This window comes from Zhouia spongiae, from assembly GCF_022760175.1.
Taxonomy (GTDB): Bacteria; Bacteroidota; Bacteroidia; order Flavobacteriales; family Flavobacteriaceae; genus Zhouia; species Zhouia spongiae.
This window is the reverse complement of record NZ_CP094326.1, coordinates 2,995,136-3,017,263: the sequence shown is the minus strand read 5'-3', so window position 1 is coordinate 3,017,263 and position 22,128 is coordinate 2,995,136. Positions and strand designations below refer to the sequence as shown.

General features: G+C 37.7%; 19 protein-coding genes. 9 read left to right on the top strand and 10 right to left on the bottom strand.

The features are described 5' to 3' along the window. Nucleotides 1-122 precede the first annotated feature (122 nt). The 3 genes from MQE36_RS13050 to fabG form a co-directional block, all read right to left on the bottom strand. Nucleotides 123-938 carry a prohibitin family protein gene (locus MQE36_RS13050; RefSeq protein WP_242936419.1) on the bottom strand — a complete coding sequence of 272 codons (816 nt, stop codon included), beginning with the start codon at nucleotides 936-938 and terminating at the stop codon, nucleotides 123-125. A 7-nt stretch (nucleotides 939-945) separates the two neighbouring features. Next, a complete protein-coding gene (locus MQE36_RS13045; protein WP_242936418.1) occupies nucleotides 946-2,979 on the bottom strand; it encodes a VWA domain-containing protein in 2,034 nt (677 codons plus the stop codon). Between the two features lie 63 nt (nucleotides 2,980-3,042). Further along, nucleotides 3,043-3,789 (bottom strand): 3-oxoacyl-[acyl-carrier-protein] reductase, encoded by a 747-nt coding sequence (fabG, locus tag MQE36_RS13040; RefSeq protein ID WP_242936417.1) that lies wholly within the window; start codon nucleotides 3,787-3,789, stop codon nucleotides 3,043-3,045. A 261-nt stretch (nucleotides 3,790-4,050) separates the two neighbouring features. On the opposite strand from fabG, the gene MQE36_RS13035 reads away from it, so the two are divergent. Next, nucleotides 4,051-4,773: a hypothetical protein gene (locus tag MQE36_RS13035; protein WP_242936416.1), complete on the top strand. Its 723-nt coding sequence runs from the start codon at nucleotides 4,051-4,053 to the stop codon at nucleotides 4,771-4,773. Here the strand turns inward: MQE36_RS13035 and MQE36_RS13030 are convergent. Next, nucleotides 4,763-5,497 carry a sulfite exporter TauE/SafE family protein gene (locus MQE36_RS13030; RefSeq protein WP_242936415.1) on the bottom strand — a complete coding sequence of 245 codons (735 nt, stop codon included), beginning with the start codon at nucleotides 5,495-5,497 and terminating at the stop codon, nucleotides 4,763-4,765. The two genes, MQE36_RS13035 and MQE36_RS13030, sit on opposite strands and share 11 nt — an antisense overlap. Nucleotides 5,498-5,567: 70 nt before the next feature. Here MQE36_RS13030 and MQE36_RS13025 point away from each other — a divergent pair, with 70 nt between their 5' ends. Further along, the gene (locus MQE36_RS13025; protein ID WP_242936414.1) at nucleotides 5,568-5,810 is read left to right on the top strand and encodes a putative signal transducing protein; all 243 of its coding nucleotides are present in this window, start codon (nucleotides 5,568-5,570) and stop codon (nucleotides 5,808-5,810) included. Between the two features lie 53 nt (nucleotides 5,811-5,863). Here the strand turns inward: MQE36_RS13025 and MQE36_RS13020 are convergent, their stop codons facing one another. Then, nucleotides 5,864-7,489, bottom strand: coding sequence for an ABC-F family ATP-binding cassette domain-containing protein (locus tag MQE36_RS13020; protein ID WP_242936413.1), 1,626 nt, complete (start codon nucleotides 7,487-7,489; stop codon nucleotides 5,864-5,866). 173 nt (nucleotides 7,490-7,662) lie between these two features. Here MQE36_RS13020 and MQE36_RS13015 point away from each other — a divergent pair, with 173 nt between their 5' ends. Then, entirely contained in the window at nucleotides 7,663-9,093 is a 1,431-nt protein-coding gene (locus MQE36_RS13015; protein WP_242936412.1) for a TlpA family protein disulfide reductase, read from the top strand. Between the two features lie 428 nt (nucleotides 9,094-9,521). Here MQE36_RS13015 and capB read toward each other — a convergent pair whose 3' ends face one another. The 3 genes from capB to MQE36_RS13000 form a co-directional block, all read right to left on the bottom strand. Further along, complete coding sequence (gene capB / locus MQE36_RS13010) at nucleotides 9,522-10,781, bottom strand: cysteate-C-fatty acyltransferase (protein WP_242936411.1); 1,260 nt, start codon at nucleotides 10,779-10,781, stop codon at nucleotides 9,522-9,524. A gap of 166 nt (nucleotides 10,782-10,947) precedes the next feature. Further along, nucleotides 10,948-11,988 carry a cysteate synthase gene (capA, locus tag MQE36_RS13005; protein ID WP_242936410.1) on the bottom strand — a complete coding sequence of 347 codons (1,041 nt, stop codon included), beginning with the start codon at nucleotides 11,986-11,988 and terminating at the stop codon, nucleotides 10,948-10,950. Between the two features lie 70 nt (nucleotides 11,989-12,058). Then, the gene (locus MQE36_RS13000; protein ID WP_242936409.1) at nucleotides 12,059-14,194 is read right to left on the bottom strand and encodes a S9 family peptidase; all 2,136 of its coding nucleotides are present in this window, start codon (nucleotides 14,192-14,194) and stop codon (nucleotides 12,059-12,061) included. 70 nt (nucleotides 14,195-14,264) lie between these two features. Here MQE36_RS13000 and MQE36_RS12995 point away from each other — a divergent pair, with 70 nt between their 5' ends. Continuing rightward, nucleotides 14,265-14,588: a YbaB/EbfC family nucleoid-associated protein gene (locus tag MQE36_RS12995; protein WP_242936408.1), complete on the top strand. Its 324-nt coding sequence runs from the start codon at nucleotides 14,265-14,267 to the stop codon at nucleotides 14,586-14,588. A gap of 48 nt (nucleotides 14,589-14,636) precedes the next feature. Next, nucleotides 14,637-14,966, top strand: a complete 330-nt coding sequence (locus MQE36_RS12990) for a YegP family protein (RefSeq protein ID WP_242936407.1) — start codon at nucleotides 14,637-14,639, stop codon at nucleotides 14,964-14,966. A gap of 31 nt (nucleotides 14,967-14,997) precedes the next feature. On the opposite strand, the gene MQE36_RS12985 is transcribed toward MQE36_RS12990, so the two are convergent. Continuing rightward, on the bottom strand, nucleotides 14,998-16,038 hold the full coding sequence (locus tag MQE36_RS12985) for a threonine aldolase family protein (RefSeq protein ID WP_242936406.1): 1,041 nt from the start codon (nucleotides 16,036-16,038) through the stop codon (nucleotides 14,998-15,000). A 161-nt stretch (nucleotides 16,039-16,199) separates the two neighbouring features. On the opposite strand from MQE36_RS12985, the gene prfB reads away from it, so the two are divergent. The 3 genes from prfB to MQE36_RS12970 all read left to right on the top strand — a co-directional run bounded on the left by prfB (nucleotide 16,200) and on the right by MQE36_RS12970 (nucleotide 20,283). Further along, on the top strand, nucleotides 16,200-17,294 hold the full coding sequence (gene prfB, locus MQE36_RS12980) for a peptide chain release factor 2 (protein ID WP_242936405.1): 1,095 nt from the start codon (nucleotides 16,200-16,202) through the stop codon (nucleotides 17,292-17,294). Between the two features lie 18 nt (nucleotides 17,295-17,312). Next, the gene (arsC, locus tag MQE36_RS12975; protein WP_242936404.1) at nucleotides 17,313-17,654 is read left to right on the top strand and encodes an arsenate reductase (glutaredoxin); all 342 of its coding nucleotides are present in this window, start codon (nucleotides 17,313-17,315) and stop codon (nucleotides 17,652-17,654) included. Between the two features lie 124 nt (nucleotides 17,655-17,778). Continuing rightward, entirely contained in the window at nucleotides 17,779-20,283 is a 2,505-nt protein-coding gene (locus tag MQE36_RS12970) for a TonB-dependent receptor (protein ID WP_242936403.1), read from the top strand. Nucleotides 20,284-20,365: 82 nt separating this feature from the next. Here the strand turns inward: MQE36_RS12970 and MQE36_RS12965 are convergent, their stop codons facing one another. After that, nucleotides 20,366-20,539: a hypothetical protein gene (locus MQE36_RS12965; RefSeq protein ID WP_038263462.1), complete on the bottom strand. Its 174-nt coding sequence runs from the start codon at nucleotides 20,537-20,539 to the stop codon at nucleotides 20,366-20,368. 178 nt (nucleotides 20,540-20,717) lie between these two features. On the opposite strand from MQE36_RS12965, the gene fumC reads away from it, so the two are divergent. Then, the gene (gene fumC, locus MQE36_RS12960; RefSeq protein ID WP_242936402.1) at nucleotides 20,718-22,115 is read left to right on the top strand and encodes a class II fumarate hydratase; all 1,398 of its coding nucleotides are present in this window, start codon (nucleotides 20,718-20,720) and stop codon (nucleotides 22,113-22,115) included. The last annotated feature ends 13 nt before the right edge of the window (nucleotides 22,116-22,128 follow it).

The following is a 22,128-nucleotide window of genomic DNA, read 5'->3' as shown; positions in this document are numbered from 1 at the left end:
ATAAAAGCCTCTATTTCCAATAAACATGATAAAAGTCAGGAAAAAGAAGAAACAAAAAGAGGCTGAATTATCTGGTTTTTAACCTAGAATTCAGCCTCTAAAGTTTATTTTAAAACAGCTATTTATTGATTTCCAAGAATAATAGGTAATCCGCTATCTCCGCTTCCTATCACAATCACCTTGCTGTTAGGTGATTCCGACATCTTAAGTGTTGCTTCAATTCCTTTTTCCCTTAGAATATTATCCGTTAGAGACGCATTTAAAATTCTATTGGCATTAGCCTTTCCTTCTGCTTCTATACGCTGACGTTCTGCTTCTTTTTCTGCCTTTTCTAAACGAAATTCATATTCAAGCGCCTCTTGCTCTTGTCTTAGCTTACGTTCGATAGCTTCTTTAATCGTTGGGGGCAATGTTACATCTCTTACCAAAACTTCATTCAGTTGGATGTATTGATCTGAAACAATTTTTTTGGTCTCTTCAAATATCTCATTTTGAATAGCATCCCTTTTGGTAGAATACAATTGTTCCGGGGTATAACGCCCTACTACACTTCTGGCTGCAGATCGTACGGCGGGTAACAAAACCCTTTCTATGTACTGTTCACTCTTCTCTTTGTGGAGTTTCCCCAGATTGTTATAATCGGGCTGAAACCATACGGAAGCATCCAGCTTGATATCAAGACCATTAGAAGAAAGCACATTCATTTTTTCAAATATTTCCTGTTGCCTGGCCTCGTAAACAAAAACCTTATTCCATGGAGCCACAACATGAAAACCTTCTCCGAGAGGCGGCTTATCTGTGACTACTCCGCCTCCAAAAACCTTATACAGCACGCCGGCTTCTCCCGATCCTATGGTAACTGTCGATTTGGAAATAAATATTATCAGTAAAATAAATATTACTACTCCGGGTATAAATGCTTTAGGTAATCTATCCATCTTTATTTTATATTAATCCATTATACTTTCTTAAAAACCATTCTACGGCTAAAATCGTTACCAGCAAAACCAATAACCAGTACCATTGAATAAGTGGTGTTTTAGTCTGTTCTGATTTATAAACAGGTTTATACTTTTCTGATTCTCCCAACGTTTTGATAAGCGCTTCGATTTGTGAGCTAAGGAACACCCTACCTGCCGTCTGACCGGCTACTCGCTCTAATTTGGTGTAATTTGCACCGGTAAACTGTTCTTCAGCATTATAATTCAATATAGTGAATTTACCGGACTTACTGATCCTGTCAGACACTGAAGTGATGGTAAAGTTATAATCTCCCCCGGTCAGTGAACTAAGATCTGCTTCAAAATAATTATTCTTTAAAACCAGTGGAAAGGTCAATTCTTCACTTTCCCCGGTCTCCTTTAAACTGATTTGCAACTGTGCTGTTTTGTCAAATATGTAATTCTTATCAAAATAGGTAGCAGAAACAACTATCTTATTGTTTCCATAATAGAATGATTCATAATTAAGGTTTAACCTGTCCTTATCATTTGTATTGCTTAAATACTGAACTACGCCACCAATAAACTTATCGAATTTTTCATATGAACCGTAATCTCTAAAACTTTTAGAACGCCATTTCCAGATACCTTCTCCAAACAATACAGCTTCTCGTTTTCCGTTTTGTTCGAACGTAGCCAAAAGAGGGGTATTCGTAATTACATTTCCAATCCTCGTATTTAAAAGTACATCCAACGTTCCCCAAACGCTAAGATCTCCAAAAGAGGCATCCAGCGGCGGAAAATCATTAAAGTCTATATCTTCGAAACTAAACGACTGAAAAGCATCGTTATAAACAGGCAAAACCTCTTCTTCATCAAAAGTAACCTCTCTCTGAAAAGCTGTATGCTTAGCATTTAAATACGACCAGTCCGTTGTTATTCCTGTAATCGTAAAAACGTTCTTGTTGGCATTCCGAACATATTGATGCACCTGTTCGAATTTATTTGTAGGATTGAACAGAATTAGCAGTTGATACTCTTCCTTGTCCGGATTAAAGTCATCAACATCGATAATATCAACGGTCCGCTGTTTGTTTGATGAAACAGCTCTTTTTAATGCCCCCAGATCTGGATGCTTTATATCGGAAATCAAAGCTATGTTTGTTTTCTGGTCAATAACTTCTACAGCCGATCGCCGTGTATTATTCGACCTGTTTTTCTCTCCTTCAAAGGGCGTCAGCACTACTGTTAATTGCTGAACACCAATAGACTGCGCTAGTAGCTGTATATCAAATACATGCGAATCATTTTCCGAAGAAAAAGCATATCTTTCCGAATGTACCAATATGTTGCCGTTGAATAGTTGTAATATACCGGAAACGGGATCTTTCCCTTCATAGCTGGTTAATACTTCTATCGGAAAAGTGTTTTTCAGATACGCATATTTGTTAACATTTACATTGTCAATCTTTACATCGGCAAAAGCGGCAGTATCTCCCAAAACAACAGGATAAATCGTGTGCGGATAATTATGAGCATAGAATTCATAATCAAATCCGTAAGTCTGGTTTCCGTCAGACAGTAACAGGATCGGTACTTCCTTCTGGTCTTGCAGTTCAGAGACTTGTTTTAGCGCCTCCGTAATGTTGGTTTGCTTTTTGGTAAAGCTTAAAGTGTCTAAACTGCTTATTTTATCCGAAAAACTGTAATAGGTGATATTGTATTTCTCATTCAGGGTATTATCAGTTTTGATCCTGGAGAGCAGTTCTTCTGCTACCTGATCCTGGTCTAAGTACCTTATCGATCCGGAGTTATCTATCAACACCGGTAAATGAACCTTCTGAATATAACTTTCAGAAGTTATTACTTCCGGGCTTATCAGCAAGATTAGTAAGACAAAAACACTTGAAAATCTAAGAAAAGAGAAAAGCAAGTCCAAACGGGACTTGCTTTTCTTTTTATACATATACTGAAAAACAGCCGTTATCAATGCAATAACTGCTGCCAATATGATTAATAAAACGGTTTGAATTTGCATAAATATCTACAAACCTATAAGCTACAAATTAATTGTTAATGAATGAAAGCCTGGCTCCAAAAACTAGGTAAGCATACCTCCGTCCACATTCAACACCTGGCCTGTAACATAAGCTGACATGTCTGATGCCAAGAACAGGCATGCATTTGCTACATCTTCCGGAGAACCTCCTCTTTTTAAAGGAATGGCGTCTCTCCAGCCTTGAACCACCTGATCGTCTAATTTGGCTGTCATTTCAGTTTCAATAAAACCAGGCGCAATAGCATTGCAACGAATATTTCTGGAACCTAATTCCAAAGCCACGGATTTTGTAAACCCTAGTATCCCTGCTTTCGATGCTGCATAATTGGTTTGCCCTGCATTCCCTTTAACACCGACAACAGAACTCATGTTTATGATAGATCCCTTTCGTTGTTTTAGCATGGTTCGCTGAACAGCCTTGGTCATATTAAATACGGATTTTAGATTCACTTCAATTACTTTATCGAAGTCTTCTTCTGTAATCCGCATCAAAAGATTATCTTTCGTAATACCGGCATTGTTAATCAAGACATCGATAGAACCGAATTCCTTAACTACTGCTTCAGCCAGACTTTGGGCTTGTTCGTAATCAGCCGCATTGCTTTTATATCCTTTCACTTTTACTCCTCTGGACGACAACTCATTCTCTAACTCATTAGCAGCTTCTACAGATGAATTATAGCTAAATGCGATATTTGCTCCATGATCAGCAAAAACTTCCGCAATACCCTTTCCTATACCTCTACTGGCTCCTGTAATAATTACAGTTTTTCCTTCAAGTAATTTCATGTTTATTTCAAAATGATTAGTAAAAGTCAAATGTACACAATTTTTTTTCATTAGAAATCAAACAACCCCAATGAAAACCGGCCATAGACAACCCTCCTATATCTTCTGCAACAATCGTTTGCAATAAACTGTTTTTCAGTACATAACATTTATCCCGAATGCAAATTAAATTCTATTAAAAGCCCCAAGGATCCTGAATATTCTTTGGTAATACTTTTATAATTGATTAATTTTAAACAGGTTAAAGTTAATCTTCCAACGATGGCACTTTTAAAAAATGTAAATATCGTTTCCAGGCTTCAACATCACAGGGAAAGAACAATCTCTTCTGAACAGCTTTTGCATGAAGTAAACACCATTTTAAATAATAGTCACGAAAAGGATCGTAAATTACATCAATTACTCACCCAACCTGTTGATACAAACGAAAATAAATTTGTTTTCGACCTGCTCGAAACAGATCATATTTTTCATATTGACCACATAAAAAAGATATGTATCGATTATCGCTTACGCTTTTTGAGTACCCGATATTTTAAAGGTGAATTTCCTCAAAGCACCCTGAACAAGATCAAACTCCTGGAAGACCTACACGATATCGACATAAAAGGTTACAAAATTGTTGCCCCTTCAAAATTGTTCAAATTAGAAAACGCCGACGATCCGTTACTGCTTGCTCCGATAGGAAATGGTTATTATTATTTGATCGATAAATGGGGAAACGATCTGCATCCGCTGAGAAAATATCTCATGCTGCCATTTAAAAACCTGGGAAATTTAATTATACTTATCATTTGCTTAAGCCTGCTCATTACAAGTCTCTTACCCATGAAGCTTTTTACTTCCGGCAACAACAGCTTCGGCTTCTGGCTACTATTTATGTTCGTCTTTAAAATGACTGGCAGTATAGTTATATTTTACGGTTTTGCCTTGGGTAAAAACTTTAACCATGCTATATGGAATAGCAAGTATTTCAATGCATAAACACAATTTTAAGTATCGTAACCAGGCCTATGCCAAATATCAATACAAGGGAGGTTTTTTTAAAATTATCCTGCGATATAAATTTTAATATATACCGGCCGATATAAGTTCCGAGAAACCCTATGACAAAAAGGAAAGGGACATACAGCAACAGATCCTCGTGCATAAAGCCATTGAGATAATACACTATTGTTCTGGACATGTCTACAAAAAAGTCTATAAATGCAGATGTGGCGATAAAAGCACTTTTCTCCAAATTAAATGCAGCCATTGCCAGTCCGCGAATTGCTCCGCCTGTACCCAACAGACCGGCCGCAAATCCGGAAATTCCACCGCCTAAAACGGCATTTGAGGTGTTTGGTTTCAATACCAGATCTTTTTTAACAAGTAGCAAAAGACTCAAACTTACAAGAAAAATACCCAAGGCCGCCTCCAAGAACCCGGTATTAAAGAATTTGGTAACAGCCCCTCCCACAACAACCAACAACACAGATGGTATACCTATGTATAACAACAAACGTTTATCAAGTCCCCTCCTGAATAAAGCTATCTTACTTAAGTTACTGGAAAAATGAAATAAGGCCGTTAAAGCCAGTACAGATTGAAAATCAAAATAAAAATTTGCTACCGGAACAAAAAAAACAGATGACCCAAAGCCACCTATAGTTCCAACAATTTCAGCTATTAAAGCCAAAAGCAAAAAAACATATTCAAGATTTTTCATCAGAAGACTGTAATAAAAAACAATTTAAATAAATAATTCTGATTATCTTTATGTATAAACATAATTATATATGGAATCACATTATAAAAGAATTTATACCGGACCAAGTGTAATAGCCGACCAGATTGCAGCCAGGCTGAAAGACCTGGATATTATACCCTTATTAAAAGATGAATCTGAATCGGGAAGACTTGCCGGGTTTGCCCCTCAAGTTTATGGATATATACAGGTATTTGTACATGAAGATGAGCTGGAACGCTCTTTGATTGTATTAGATGAAATGGGGGATATTCTAAAAGAAGATGAAAAATAGATCTGATTGCATTGTATAAAAAAGGCCGCTCGGAATCGAAGCGGCCTTTTTCTCTATACGGTAACTCCGTACATTTTATCTCTTAACTCCTGTATACCCTTATCGGACATATAATCATCAAAACTCATATACCTGTCAATAATTCCATTAGGCGTAAGTTCTATGATCCTGTTTGCCACGGTTTGTGCAAACTCGTGATCGTGCGTTGTCAGAATAACATTTCCTTTAAAATTTTTCAACGAATTATTAAAGGCCGTAATACTTTCCAGATCCAGGTGATTCGTCGGCTCATCCAGCATTAGAACATTGGCACGCATCATCATCATTCTACTGGTCATACATCTTACCTTTTCCCCACCTGACAATACGTTGCATTTTTTCAATGCTTCATCACCACTAAACAACATTCTTCCAAGGAAACCTCTTATATATACCTCTTCGCGTTCTTCTTCCGTCTGTGCCCATTGGCGCAACCAATCAACAAGATTGTCATCGCTCTCAAAATACTGTGAATTATCGCCCGGAAGGTAAGCCTGCGAGGTTGTTACTCCCCATTGAAACTTTCCGGTATCAGGTTTCATTTTATCATTAATAATCTCATAAAATGCCGAAGTAGCTTTAGAATTTTTAGAGATCAGTGCAACTTTATCACCTTTCGCAAGATTGATGTCTGTATTCTGAAACAATGTTTCACCATCTAGTGAAGCAGAAAGACCCTCTACGTTCAAGATCTGATCTCCCACCTCTCTGTCCATATCAAAAATGATTGCAGGATACCTTCTGCTTGAAGGTTTGATATCTTCAACCTTTATTTTATCCAACATTTTCTTTCTTGCTGTCGCCTGCTTGCTTTTTGCCACGTTGGCACTGAATCGCTGAATAAACTCCTGAAGTTCTTTAGCTTTTTCTTCAGCCTTTTTGTTTTGTTGTGCTCTTTGTCGGGCTGCCAGCTGGCTACTCTCATACCAAAAAGTATAGTTTCCGGTATAATGTGTAATCTTACCAAAATCTATATCAGAAATATGAGTACATACTGCATCCAGGAAGTGACGGTCGTGTGAAACTACGATCACCGTATTTTCATAGTTGGCCAAGAAATCTTCCAACCACCCTATTGTTTCAAAGTCGAGGTCGTTGGTAGGCTCATCCATGATCAACACATCAGGATTTCCGAATAATGCTTGTGCTAACAATACCCGCACCCTGATTTTAGGGTCGACATCCGACATTTGAGTGTAATGCATATCTTCTGTAACCCCCAGATTAGAAAGCATTGAAGCGGCATCGCTTTCAGCTGTCCATCCATTCATCTCCTCAAACTGAACCTGAAGTTCTCCGATGCGATCTGCATTTTCATCAGAATAGTTAGCATACAGTTCATCCATTTCCGTTTTAACCTTATGCAACGGTTTATTCCCCATCAAGACAGCATCTAACACATTGTATTCATCGTATGCATTATGATCCTGCTCTAATACGGACATCCGTTTTCCCGGCTCCAAGTGTACGTGCCCGCTTGTTGGATCCATCTTTCCTGCCAAAATCTTTAAAAAAGTAGATTTTCCTGCACCATTGGCACCTATAATCCCATAGCAATTGGCCTGAGCAAACACTACATTCACTTCATCAAACAACACTCTTTTTCCAAATTGTACGGAAAGGTTTGAAACTGTAAGCATTTATTCTATTTTTGATTATTTGTAATTGCGGCAAAATTAAGAAATATATAATGAAATACGAGGTACCGGATAATTTTTAAATCACTTTTTTAACTAGCTATTAACACCACCAAATCACAAGCTTTGTTAGCTTTGTTACATACAAGCAGTTAAAAGTGCTTAATAAAATAAAAATGAGTAGACTCTTATTAGCTTTTATCATCCTAACCTTAATTAGTTGTCAAGAAGAAAAGCAGGATCCTACAGCCTACTTTGGAGGAGAAATCGTAAACCCAAAAGCCAATTACGTAGTCTTGTACCATAATGAAGAAGTTGTCGACTCTGCTATTCTGGATAAGGATAACAGGTTTATGATGAAGCTAGACCATCTTGATGAAGGCCTGTACAACTTTAAACATTATCCTGAATACCAATATGTTTTGATAGAAAAAGGAGACAGCATCCTTTTCAGGTTAAATACACTTGATTTTGACGGATCGCTGGTTTTTTCCGGAAAAGGCTCCGTAAAGAACAATTTTCTTATCGATATGTTCTTGCTAGATGAAGACGAAAAGAAACTGGTTTATGATTATTACCGCTTAGAACCGGATACATTCAAACATAAGATGGATTCGCTCCAGGAGATGAAACTGGAACAGTTTGATGCTTTTTCCCAGAACTTTGACATTTCTGATCGTGCAAAAAATATAGCTAAAGCCAGTATCGATTATAGTCACTATGTTTCCTTTGAGCATTATCCGTATATGTATAAACTGAACCACGGGCTTAAACAGGCTCCGGAAATGCCCGAGGATTTCTATAATTACAGGAATTTTATAGACTATAGCGGAGAAAACAAGGTGTACTACAAACCCTATATGGATTTTATGGTCATGCACCTGAACAACCTATCTTACGGCAATTGCAGAAAGTTTTGTTCGGAAGATGAGATTATAGAAAGAACATTGCATTACCATACACATAAGCTCCATTTGGTTGACAGCCTGGTTAAAAGGCAGGAATTGAAAGATAACCTATACAGAAATGCTGCCTATTCTTATATGTTAAGAGACCACAACCTCGTTAACAACGAAAAATTTATTTCAGCGTATAATAAGGTTGCTCATAATCAAAAGCACAAAAAAGAAATAAACAAATTATTCGAAAACATCAAACGGCTTCAATCCGGAAATGATCTTCCTGAAATACTCCTGTCCTCGCTAAAAGGAGATACCGTTAAAATATCAGAAATAGCAACCAAACCCTCTACTTCCGGTACCGTATTTTATTTTTGGTCAACCAATCAGAAAAGACATATTATCCATATTAATAAACGGATGTTAAATCTTCAAAAGAAGTTTCCTTCATATCAATTTGTCGGAATTAATGTAGATGATATAATATCTCCGGAAGAATGGCAGCAAATCGTTCATTCCAACGACCTTGACCTCTTATCACAATACAAAGCCATCGACCAGGAAACAACAAGTAAAAAACTGATTGTAAATCATTTAAACAAATCAATTATCACTGACAATCAGGGCCGTATTGTAAATGCATTCGCCAATGCATATAGCACACAGGATATGGAGGCAACCATGCAACACAGGGAAAACTTAAAGTAAACCACCTCGGAACAAGCTCACGAGAGGGCCAAGCGTAAAGAAAAGGTCTGGTAGACCTTTTTAGCGATGGAGCCAGCGCCGGCGCATGGCAAAACATTTCAACGCAAGTCCTGTGAAATTCCTTTAGGTATATTTCACAAGGGCAAGTCCTGTAAATTCCGTTAGGGGTATTTCACGAAGACAAGCACAAGAACTCCCGATAGCTGCTACACGGGATACATCTCTGTTATCGAGCAATTTAACAGCAGGCAGTTTTTATTTATAATCTATGACTTTGCTTGCATATTAGCCCACCTAATATTATTTCTTTAAGCGGGGTTAAATCTGAGATCGTCCCGAAAGAAAAGCCTGATCCATGTATACAAAAAACCGTCTAATCAGATTAGACGGTTTTTTTATCATATATTTTTTATTTAAATCATCAGGGATTATTCACCCATAGCCTGTGCTACCGCTGCCGACAATCTTTTGTATGTACCATTGGTCAGTTTCTCTCTTATAGCCTCAAAAGCTGCCAATGTTTCATCTATGTCTCCTTTATTATGGGAAGATGTCGGGATCATCCTCAACAATATAATGCCTTTCGGAATAACCGGATATACTACTATAGATAAGAATATACCGTAGTTCTCCCTTAAATCGTTAACCATAGCCATAGCCTCAGGGATACTTCCTTCCAGATAAACCGGTGTAACACAAGTATTGGTATCTCCGATATCAAAACCTCTGTCTTTAAGACCGTTTTGGAGCATGTTTACATTCTCCCATAGTTTATCTTTAAGTTCAGGCATCGTCCGTAGCATTTCCAGACGCTTTAACGCTCCCTTGGTAAAGATCATCGGTAACGACTTTGCAAACATCTGCGAACGCATATTATACTTCAGAAAGTCTATAACATCTTTGTTCCCTGCTACAAAGGCTCCAATACCAGCCATAGATTTTGCAAAAGTAGAAAAGTACACATCGATATCATCCTGCACACCTTGCTCTTCTCCTGCTCCTGCCCCGGTCTTACCAAGAGTACCGAAACCATGGGCATCATCGACCAGCATCCTAAAATTATATTTCTTCTTTAAAGCAGCAATTTCCTTTAATTTACCCTGTTGCCCTCTCATTCCAAAAACACCTTCGGTAATCACTAATATCCCTCCACCATTTTCGTCTGCTATTTTCGTAGCACGTTCCAGGTTCTTTTCAAGGCTTTCTACATCATTATGTTTATAAGTAAATCGTTTTCCCATATGAAGACGAACACCATCTATAATACAGGCGTGAGAATCAACATCATATACGATTACATCATTCTTGGTGACCAAAGCATCAATAATAGACACCATTCCCTGGTAACCAAAATTCAGAAGATATGCCGACTCTTTTTTAACAAAAGATGCCAACTCCTGCTCCAATTGCTCGTGAACATCAGTATGTCCGCTCATCATCCTGGCTCCCATAGGGTATGCAGCACCGTATTCGGCAGCAGCCTCAGCATCAACTTTTCTAATCTCAGGATGTGTAGCCAACCCCAAATAATCATTAAGACTCCAGTTAAGTATATCCTTTCCTCTAAACTTCATTCGCGGCCCAAGCTCTCCTTCCAATTTCGGAAATACATAATATCCTTCTGCTTGCGAAGCCCATTTTCCTAGAGGCCCTTTGTTATTTTGTATTCTTTCAAATAAATCTCTCATGTAGATTATTGGGTTAATTTACAACTCAGTTAAAATTAAAAAGCATGCAAAACTAAAGATTTTTAGAATGATATCATAAAAATTCAGCTTACTATATACTATTTATCTAAATAGCTTTAAGCAAAAAAGCACCCTAGGGTGCTTTTTTACTTTCGTTAAATTATTCTTATTTAACGTGTTCTATCTTACGTTCTTCATCGGAGTTAACACTATCGAAGAATCCTTGGTCATTCATCCAGTCATCGCTGTATATCTTGCTCATATAGCGGGAACCGTGATCCGGGAATATGACAACCACATTGCTGTTTTCATCAAATTCACCTTCCTGCTCCAATTGTTTGATTGCCTGCCATGCCGCTCCTGACGTGTAACCTACAAACATCCCTTCCGTTCTGGATATCTCTCTTGCAGTATGTGCACTTTCTTCATCGGTCACTTTCACGAATTTATCGATCACATCAAAATCGGTTGCGGTCGGAATTAAATTCTTACCCAAACCCTCTATTCTGTACGGATAAATCTCATTAGAATCAAACTCCCTGGTTTCGTGATACTTCTTCAACACAGACCCATAAGCATCTACTCCAATGATCCGGATATCCGGATTTTGCTCTTTTAAGAATTTAGAGGTACCGGATATAGTTCCTCCTGTACCACTACAAGCAATAAGATGAGTGATCTTTCCCGCAGTCTGATTCCATATTTCCGGACCTGTTGAATTATAATGAGCATCTATATTAAGCTCATTGAAGTACTGGTTGATATAAACCGAGCCTTTCATTTCTTCATGTATGCGCTTTGCTACCTGATAATACGATCTGGGATCATCAGCTTTTACATGGGCCGGGCATACGTAAACCTTGGCTCCCATAGCCCTTAGCATATCTATTTTATCTTTCGAAGACTTAGAGCTAACAGCTAAAATACACTCATACCCTTTTATGATACTTACCATCGCCACACTAAAACCTGTGTTTCCGGATGTAGTTTCCACTATCGTATCACCGGGCTTTAAGATCCCTTTCTTTTCGGCCTGTTCTATGATGTATAAAGCTATCCTGTCTTTTGTCGAATGTCCCGGATTAAAAGCTTCAACCTTGGCATAGAAATTACCATGAAAGTTTTCAGCTATTTTATTAAGTTTAATCAATGGGGTATTACCTACTAAGTCTAAAACGTTATCGTAAGCATTTATCTTTTGTTCCATATTAGCGTGTTAGGTACAAAATGGTTAATTTGCAGCGTTCAAACTGTGCAAAGTTAAACTTTTTTTTGAATTAGTTCTTTATCTGTTCCAAATCGAGTAAGAAAGCATACTCTTCAGCCAATTCCTTTAACGCTTCAAACCTCCCTGAAGCTCCACTATGACCGGCCTCCATGTTTGTATGGAAAAGCAATTTATTTTTATCAGTTTTTAATTCCCTCAATTTAGCAATCCATTTTGCCGGTTCCCAATATTGCACCTGAGAATCGTGATAACCCGTCAACACCAGCAAGTTCGGATATTCCCTGGCTTCTACATTGTCATAAGGCGAGTACGATTTAATATAGTCGTAAAACGCTTTGTCATTAGGATTTCCCCACTCGTCATATTCTCCCGTTGTAAGCGGAATTGATTCGTCTAACATCGTGGTCACAACGTCTACAAAAGGAACTGAGGCTATTACGCCATTGTACAATTCAGGAGCAATATTAATAACCGCCCCCATTAACAATCCGCCTGCAGAGCCTCCCATGGCATATAAATGATCGGAAGAAGTGTATTTCTGGTCTATTAAATATTCAGAAACTGCCACGAAATCTGTAAATGTATTCTTTTTGTTTAAAAGCTTGCCGTCTTCGTACCACGGTCTTCCCAAATATTCACCTCCTCTTATGTGCGCTATAGCATATATAAACCCCCTGTCCAACAGTGTTAACCTTGAAGATGAAAAGTACGGGTCTATTGTTGAGCCGTAGGAGCCATAACCATATTGAAGCAAAGGATTGTTGCCGTCCCTCTTTATTCCCTTTTTGTAAACCAAAGAAACGGGAACCTTTGTACCATCTGCCGCAGTGGCCCATAAACGTTCAGAAACATAGTTGTTCTTATCAAAAGCAGTATCAAGTATTTCTTGTTCCTTCTTGACCTCCTTTTCTTTTGTTACCATATCAAAATCAATAACGGAAGAAGGCGTAGTTAAAGACGTATATCCATAACGAAGTATCTGAGTGTCAAATTCAATATTCGTGGTGGTATATGCCGTGTAAGTCTCATTGTCAAACGGTAAATAATACTCATCCGAACCATCCCACCTGATGATCTTTATCTTGTTCAGACCATCGTTACGTTCGCTGACAACCAAAAAATCTTTAAAAATATCTATATCCTCTAATAAAACATCATCCCTATGTCCTATTACTTCTGTCCAGTTTTCCTTTTCAGTAGTATTTTCAGAGGTTTTCATCAGTTTAAAATTCGTCGCCTTATCAGCATTGGTGAGTATATAAAATGCATCATCAAAATGTGAAATGCCATACTCTACCCCCCTGACCCTTTGCTGAAAAACTTTTAACGGAACATCAGGAGTGTCCGCCGGGAGAATACTCAATTCAGATGTCAATGTACTCGAGCTCCCGAAAACTATATATTTATCTGACTTGGTTTTATAAACGTAAGCGTTAAAAGTATCATCCTTTTCTTCATACACCAAACTGTCTCCAGAAACATCTGTTTCCAAGACATGCTTGTATATTTTGTCTGAACGCAAGGTTTGTTCGTCTTTTCTGGTGTAAAACAATGTTTTATTATCATTTGCCCAGACACTGCTTCCGGTTGTGTTGTCTATTTTTACCGGAAGGATCTCTCCCGTTTCAAGATTTTTTACCTGGATAACATACTGCCTTCTACTGACGGTGTCTATTCCGAAAGCCGCCAGTTTATTATCGGGACTTATATTGATTCCTCTTAAATTAAAATACGAATGTCCTTCTGCCATTTCATTACAATCAAAAATGACTTCTTCCTCGGCTTCCAATGATTCTTTTTTACGAGTATATACGGGATAGTCCTTTCCGGTTTCATATCTTGTTATATACCAGTAACCATTATACTTATAAGGAACTGAAGTGTCATCTTCCTTTATCCTCCCTTTCATTTCTTCAAACAATCTGGTTTGAAAATCTTTCGTATGCTTTGTCAACTCATCATAATAAGCATTTTCCTCTTCCAGATACGCCAGGACATCTTTATCGTCTCTCTGTTTCATCCAGAAATAATTATCCGTCCGGACATCGCCATGCTTTTCTAATCTGGTTGGTTCTTTTTTAGCCTGTGGAGCTTGAATGTGAATCATATTAGTATTTTGCTTTTCCTGTTTACACGAAGCGGCAAAAATAGCACTTAGTGCTAAAACAAAAATTTTCTTTTCCATTAAGATTTGAATTTAACAGCCCCTAAATTAGTATTTTTGCTTGAGCATAATCTTATTAAAACCATAAAATATGTTTGGAGACCTAATGGGCATGATGGGAAAACTTAAAGAAACCCAGAAAAAAATAGAAGAAACCAAGAACAGATTAAATACCGTTATGGTTGATGAATCCAGCACAGACGGCCTTTTAAAGATTTCTCTTACTGCCAACAGAGAAATAAAATCTATAGAGATTGACAATACCTTACTCGAGGATAAAGAACAACTGGAGGATTATTTGGTTTTAACCCTTAACAAAGCAATTGATAAAGCTACTAAAGTAAATGAAGCCGAATTAGGTGCTGTGGCAAAAGATGGTATGCCGAATATTCCCGGAATGGATTTTTTTAAATAAAGATTTTACTTATATTTATATCGGACTAATCATAAAAAGATAATCATCATGTTTGAACTTTTTCAAAGCGAAAAAAATGACAAGTTTTATTTTAACTTAAAGGCTAAAAATGGTCAGGTCATTTTGTCAAGCCAGGGATACGAAAGTAAATCGGGCGCTAACAACGGTATCAATTCTGTTAAGGAAAATGCCGGTGACGACAGTAAATATGAACGTAAAACTGCTTCTAACGGGAAATTTCATTTTAACCTGAAAGCAGGAAATGGTCAGATCATCGGAAGCAGTCAAATGTATTCGTCGGAAGCCGGCATGGAAAATGGTATAGAATCCGTTAAAAATAATGCTCCGGAGGCTGAAACGGAAGATAACGCAGAGTAACAAACATGTCTTGTTATAAAAAGGCTGTCGTTTAAACGACAGCCTTTTTTATTTCCAGCGTTTTAATTGTGTTCAGAAAATGTTCATGCATTGCACCGGTATAATCCAAATGGGTAACTATACGCAACTTCCCCATTCCCATACTTATTATTTTTATCCCCTTCGATAATAACTCACCTATAAAAGCCTGCTCGTCAATATCTTTTTGAAGATAGAATATCACGATGTTTGTTTCTACAGGCTCTATTCTTTTTATAAACGGTAATTCGCTTAAAACATCTCTTATCTCGGCAGCCCTCTTATGATCCTGGGCCAGACGTTCGATATGATTGTCTAAAGCATAAATTCCTGCAGCAGCTAAATACCCGGCCTGGCGCATTCCGCCGCCAAATATTTTCCGGATTCGTAAAGCCTTACCAATATGATCTTTAGTACCCAGAAGCACAGATCCTACCGGACACCCAAGTCCCTTACTTAAACATACGGAGATCGTATCGAATAATTCACCATACTGTTGAGTTGTTTCATTTCTGGCCACAATGGCATTCCATAATCTTGCTCCATCCAGGTGATAGGCCAGGTTATGTTTTTCGCAAACCTTTTTAATCCTCTTTAATTCTTCAAAATCCCAACAGGTTCCCCCTCCCCTGTTTGCTGTATTTTCAGCACACACCAGTTTGGTTAACGGGCTATGATAAAAATCGGGCGGATTGATAAATTGTTCAACTTGTTCAGCAGTAAAAGTACCTCTTTCTCCATTGATCAATTTACAGGAAACACCACTGTTAAAACTCACTCCTCCTCCTTCATAATTGAAAATATGAGCGTCTTTATCACAAATTAACTGATCAGAAGGTTGGGTATGTATTTTTATTGCCGTTTGATTTGCCATGGTGCCACTCGGAAAAAAAAGTGCCGCTTCCATGTTAAACATTTCAGCCAGTTTCTCTTCCAGGGCGTTTACGGTTTCATCCTGTTTAAAAACATCATCTCCTACCTGGGCATGTATCATAGCATCCAACATACCTTTGGTTGGCTTTGTTATAGTATCACTAATTAAATTTACTTCCATGTTAACTCTCGTATTTTTACAAAGATATTTAACCTGTAATTGTCCCGGAAATAAAACACAGCTTTATATTTCGGCCTGGTAAACGCTATTAGATAAAATTATATGGAATTGTTTTTATTCCTTTCCTTAAATAGTATTTTTGCTAAACTTAATCAAAGTTAATGGTAAATTCCGATCAGATAAAAGACCTTTCCGCACGACTTGATGTTTTGAAAAAATATCTGAAGATCGATGCTAAACTTATTGAAATTGCTAATGATGAAGAAAAAACATTAGACCCTGACTTCTGGAACAATCCCAAAGAAGCAGAAAAATTCATGCAGCAGCTTCGATCTAAAAAGAAGTGGGTAGACGATTACAATAACGGAAGGACATATGTTGCAGATCTGGAAGTACTATATGAATTTTTTAAGGAAGAAGAGGCTACTGAAGAAGATCTGGACAATCAATATGAAACAGCCAAAACGCATATCGAAAATTTAGAATTCAAGAACATGCTTTCTGAGGAAGGAGATCATATGAGTGCTATTTTACAGATTACTGCCGGAGCGGGTGGTACAGAAAGTTGCGATTGGGCCAGCATGCTAATGAGAATGTATTTAATGTGGGCCGAAAGCCAGGGGTATAAGATCAAAGAGCTCAATTATCAGGAAGGAGATGTGGCCGGTATAAAAACCGTCACCCTGGAAATTGATGGCGAATATGCTTTTGGATGGTTAAAAGGTGAAAATGGTGTTCACAGGCTGGTCAGGATTTCTCCCTTTGACAGTAATGCCAAACGACACACATCCTTTGCTTCTGTATATGTGTATCCGTTGGCTGATGATTCTATAGAAATTGATATCAATCCCAGTGATATTACTTTTGAAACCATGAGAGCCAGTGGAGCGGGCGGACAGAACGTAAATAAAGTTGAAACTGCAGTCCGGTTACGACACCATCCGACAGGAATTATTATTGAAAATTCAGAAACAAGGTCTCAGTTGGATAACAAAACCAAAGCCATGCAGTTATTAAAATCTCAATTATATGAGATCGAACTTAAAAAAAGACAGGCTATGCGTGATGAGATTGAAGCCGGAAAGATGAAAATCGAATGGGGCTCTCAAATACGCAATTACGTAATGCACCCATACAAGTTGGTAAAAGACGTTCGTTCCGGACATGAAACTGCTGATGTAGATGGTGTGATGAATGGAGAAATTGACAATTTTTTAAAATCCTATCTGATGATGATGGGACAAAAACAAGAATAATCATTAAAGTCAGGTAACATGATTAAAATATATCACAACCCAAGATGTACAAAGTCTCGAGAAGGATTACAAATTTTAGAAAAATCCGGACAGGATTTTGAAATTGTTAAGTATTTAGAAGATATCCCTTCAGAAAAAGAATTAAGGAAGATCCTGAATTGTTTAGATATCAGGCCTGAGCAACTCATTAGAAAAAATGAAACTGTCTGGAAAGAAAACTATAAAGGAAAACTGCTTTCTGATGATGAATTAATAGAGATCATGCTCGAACATCCCAAATTAATAGAACGGCCGATTGTAATTAAAAACAATAAAGCAATAATAGGCAGGCCGCCTGAAAATATAAAATCAATATTATAGAGCAAAACCCGGTGTTAACACCGGGTTTTTTATTTAACAATCTTTTAACCAAACCCGGTTAAACCCGCAGCTATTTTTGGAGTCAATCTTACTAACATCAAATATAACTAATTCAATAACTGCTATGAAATTTAAACTATTTGCGCTTTGTGCCATTATAACAGGCTTTTTTGCCGCCGAGGCACAAACCCCAAATGCAAAAAAAGTCCGTTTGACAGGCAAAGTCATTGACGCCGAAACAAACGACCCCCTTGAATATGCTACAATAGTATTGCAAAGTGTAAAAAATCCTAACAATGTGACCGGAGGCATCACAGACGGTGAAGGTAATTTCAATGTTGAAGCAAATGCCGGTGTATATAATATAAGAGTAGAATTTATATCCTATAAAACCTATGAGCTCAAAGAGCAGAACCTTACCCAAAACAAAGACATGGGGGTTGTTAAGCTTGCATTAGACGTGGCACAACTGGATGCTGTGGAAGTTGTTAGCGAACGAACAACTGTTGAAGTAAGACTGGATAAAAAAATATACAATGTAGGGAAAGATCTTACTACCAGTGGAGGAACCGTGAGCGATGCTCTTAACAATGTGCCTTCGGTAACAGTAGACATCGATGGAGCTATCAGTTTAAGAGGGAATGAAAACGTCAGAATTCTCATTAACGGAAAACCTTCGGCAATGGCCGGCTTCGGAAGCACAGAAGCTTTACGACAATTACCGGCCGACGCTATCGAAAAGGTAGAGGTCATTACAAGTCCCTCTGCCCGTTATGATGCCGAAGGAACAGCGGGAATCCTGAACATCGTTCTTAAAAAGGAGAAAACACTAGGAATCAATGGTTCGGCAAATCTAACAGTTGGATACCCGAACAGCAGCCAGATAACAACTAATTTCAACTACCGGACCGACAAATTCAATTTATTTAATACTTTAGGTTATTTCTATCGTGAACCGCCCGGTAATGGTTTTTATGACAATCGCTATCACAATAACAGTAAATTTGACAGAATCATTGAAAACCGTGATATCTCACGAAGAGACAAAGGTTTCAACCTGAATATCGGGATGGAATACTTCTTAAACGAACAATCTTCCATCACGGGAAGTTTCTTTTCCAGATTATCAGATGAACAGGATGTAACGGATAATAAAACTGAACGTTACATTAACTCATTAGTCGATAGCAGAACCAATAGAACTGAAGATCAGAATGAAGATGATAAAAACTATCAGGTATCGTTAAACTACATCAACAAATTTAATGATGAAGGCCATCAGTTAACAGCTGATTTACAATACTCTTATGATAATGAAGACGTATTATCTAAGATCCTGGAAAGACAAACTTTTCCGAATAATACATTGATAGCCTCGGAAAACATCTATGAACTGGAAACTCAAAAAGATTATCTGATCCAGGCCGACTATGTGTTGCCTATGGGTGATGCTCAATTTGAAGCTGGTTATCGTGGTGATTTCGAAAAGGAAAAAACCGAATATCAATTAGACACTCTAGATCAAGGCTCTAATCGCTATATTACAAACAACGATCTTTCCAACATTTTCGATTATACTGAGAATGTAAATGCCGTATATACTCAATACGGTAACAAAACCGGCAAGTTCTCTTATTTACTTGGATTAAGACTTGAGAACACTAAATTGATAGGTAAGGTTAAAACCCTAGACGGATCGCCTATCGAAGAAATTCCGGGAGTTGATGTTGATGCTAATTTCGATAAAAATTATCTAGGCCTGTTTCCTACAGTTAATTTAATATATGAATTGAACGAATATGAAAATATTTCAATAGGATATAACAGGCGGATTAACAGACCCAGAGGATGGTTCATTAACCCATTTCCTTCAAGATCGAGCAGGACAAATGTATTTCAGGGGAATCCGGACTTGAATCCGGCTTATGCCAACGCTTTTGATATAGGATACTTAAAAAGATGGGAGAAATTAACCTTCAACAGCTCTGTTTATTACCAAAGAGAGACTAATGCCTTCGAGTATATCCAGGAAGAAACAGGAGAAACAACCTCCGACGGAATTGAAATCATCAGATCAATGCCAATTAACCTTTCTACAAACCAACGTTATGGGTTTGAAGGTAGTTTAATGTATAATCCATCTAAAAAAGTACGATTAAATGGTAGTTTCAATTATTTTCATTTTAATTCAGACGGAGAGCATAATGGTGTCGATTATGGCGCAAGCAGTTCAAGCTGGTTCGCCAGGTTTAGTTCGAAGGTTACATTACCTGCTAAAATAGACTGGCAAACCAATGCATTTTACAGAGGTCCCAGAGAAAATTCACAAACAAAATCAGACGGGATGTTCTCTTTAGATCTGGCTTTCAGCAAGGATATTTTGAAAGAAAACGGGACGATTACATTTAATGTGAGTGACCTCTTAAATACAAGAAAAAGGCAGTCATATACAGAATCGTATGACGACAATGGAGACCTGCGTTTCACCTCAGACAATCAATTTCAATGGAGAGAACGTCAATTCAATATCTCTTTTATCTACAGGTTTAACCAACCTAAAGAAAGAAATGGTCGTGGCAAAGGAAATAACAGAAACGGAGGCGATGAGGATATGGACTTTCAGGGATAACCCAAAATCAAAAAAAGCTACCGGATGGTAGCTTTTATTTTCCTAAATAAAAAAAGAAGCTTTTTCAGCTTCTTTTTTGTTTTTAACTGTTCTGTGCAGCTTTTTTAGCTTCTCTCTTTTCTTTAATCATCTCCATGATTGCTCCTCCTACCCAGTAAGGGATAACGAAAGTCAATAAAAAGATCATTAACCAGAAACCAATTGTTAAAATGGTTAGAAATGCTAAAAAGCCTAGATACTGATCAAATTCGAACATAATTTCCGGAAATTTTCTGAATTCGCCTCAAAGATACATACAAATCTTTATAAACCCATAACTTTTGAAAATTCCTTTATCATTTTTATAACATATAATTACAAAACTGATGCATCAAATATTTAAGAAATAAACCTAAAAGCGTAAATTTGCCGTACAAAAACAATACTCTTATTTTATGGAATATAGAATAGAAAAGGATACTATGGGTGAAGTTCAGGTCCCTGCCGATAAGTTATGGGGGGCTCAGACAGAACGCTCAAGAAATAATTTTAAAATAGGTGTACCCGCTTCAATGCCTTTAGAAATTGTATATGGGTTTGCCTATCTTAAAAAATCTGCTGCATATACAAACTGCGAACTTGGAGTATTACCTATTGAAAAAAGAGATTTAATAGCTCAGGCCTGTGATGAGATACTGGAAGGGAAGCATGACGATCAATTCCCTTTGGTCATCTGGCAAACAGGAAGTGGTACTCAAAGTAACATGAATGTCAATGAAGTTATCGCTAATCGTGCCCACCAGCTAGCGGGAAAAAAGATCGGAGAGGGTGAAAAAACCTTGCAGCCTAATGATGATGTAAATAAATCTCAATCATCGAACGACACCTTTCCTACCGGGATGCATATTGCTGCTTACAAATTAATTGTAGAAAATACTATTCCCGGAGTTAGTCAGCTAAGAGATACTCTAAAAAGAAAATCCGAAGAGTTTAAAAATGTAGTAAAAATAGGAAGGACACATTTGATGGATGCTACACCACTTACTCTAGGACAGGAATTTTCAGGTTACGTTTCTCAGTTAGACCATGGGTTAAAAGCCTTAAACAATACCTTAGAACATTTGTCTGAATTAGCTCTGGGCGGAACAGCTGTCGGCACCGGACTTAATACGCCCAAGGGTTATGCAAAAAGGGTTGCTGAATTTATAGCAAAATTTACTGAGCATCCTTTTAAATCTGCCGACAACAAATTTGAAGCTTTAGCTGCACATGATGCCTTTGTTGAAACTCATGGCGCTTTAAAGCAACTGGCAGTTTCTCTGAACAAAATCGCCAACGATATCAGGTTAATGGCCTCCGGCCCAAGAAGTGGTATTGGCGAACTTATCATACCTGCAAACGAACCGGGGAGTTCTATTATGCCCGGAAAAGTAAACCCTACACAATGTGAAGCCTTAACAATGGTTTGTGCCCAGGTTATGGGTAATGATGTTGCTATTAGCGTAGGCGGTACTCAAGGTCATTACGAACTCAATGTATTTAAGCCGATGATGGCTGCCGCTTTATTGCAATCTGCCAGATTAATCGGCGATGCCTGTGTTAGTTTTGATGAGCATTGTGCTCAAGGAATTCAGCCTAATGATAAACGCATCAAAGAACTGCTAGATAACAGTTTAATGTTAGTAACAGCACTAAATACCAAAATAGGGTATTATAAAGCTGCCGAAATTGCCCAAAAAGCTCATGAGGATGGAACTACGTTAAAACAAGCGGCTGTTGCTCTTGAATACTTAACTGCTGATGAGTTTGATGAATGGGTTAAACCTGAAGAAATGGTCGGGGCATTAAAATAGTGACAACCATTAC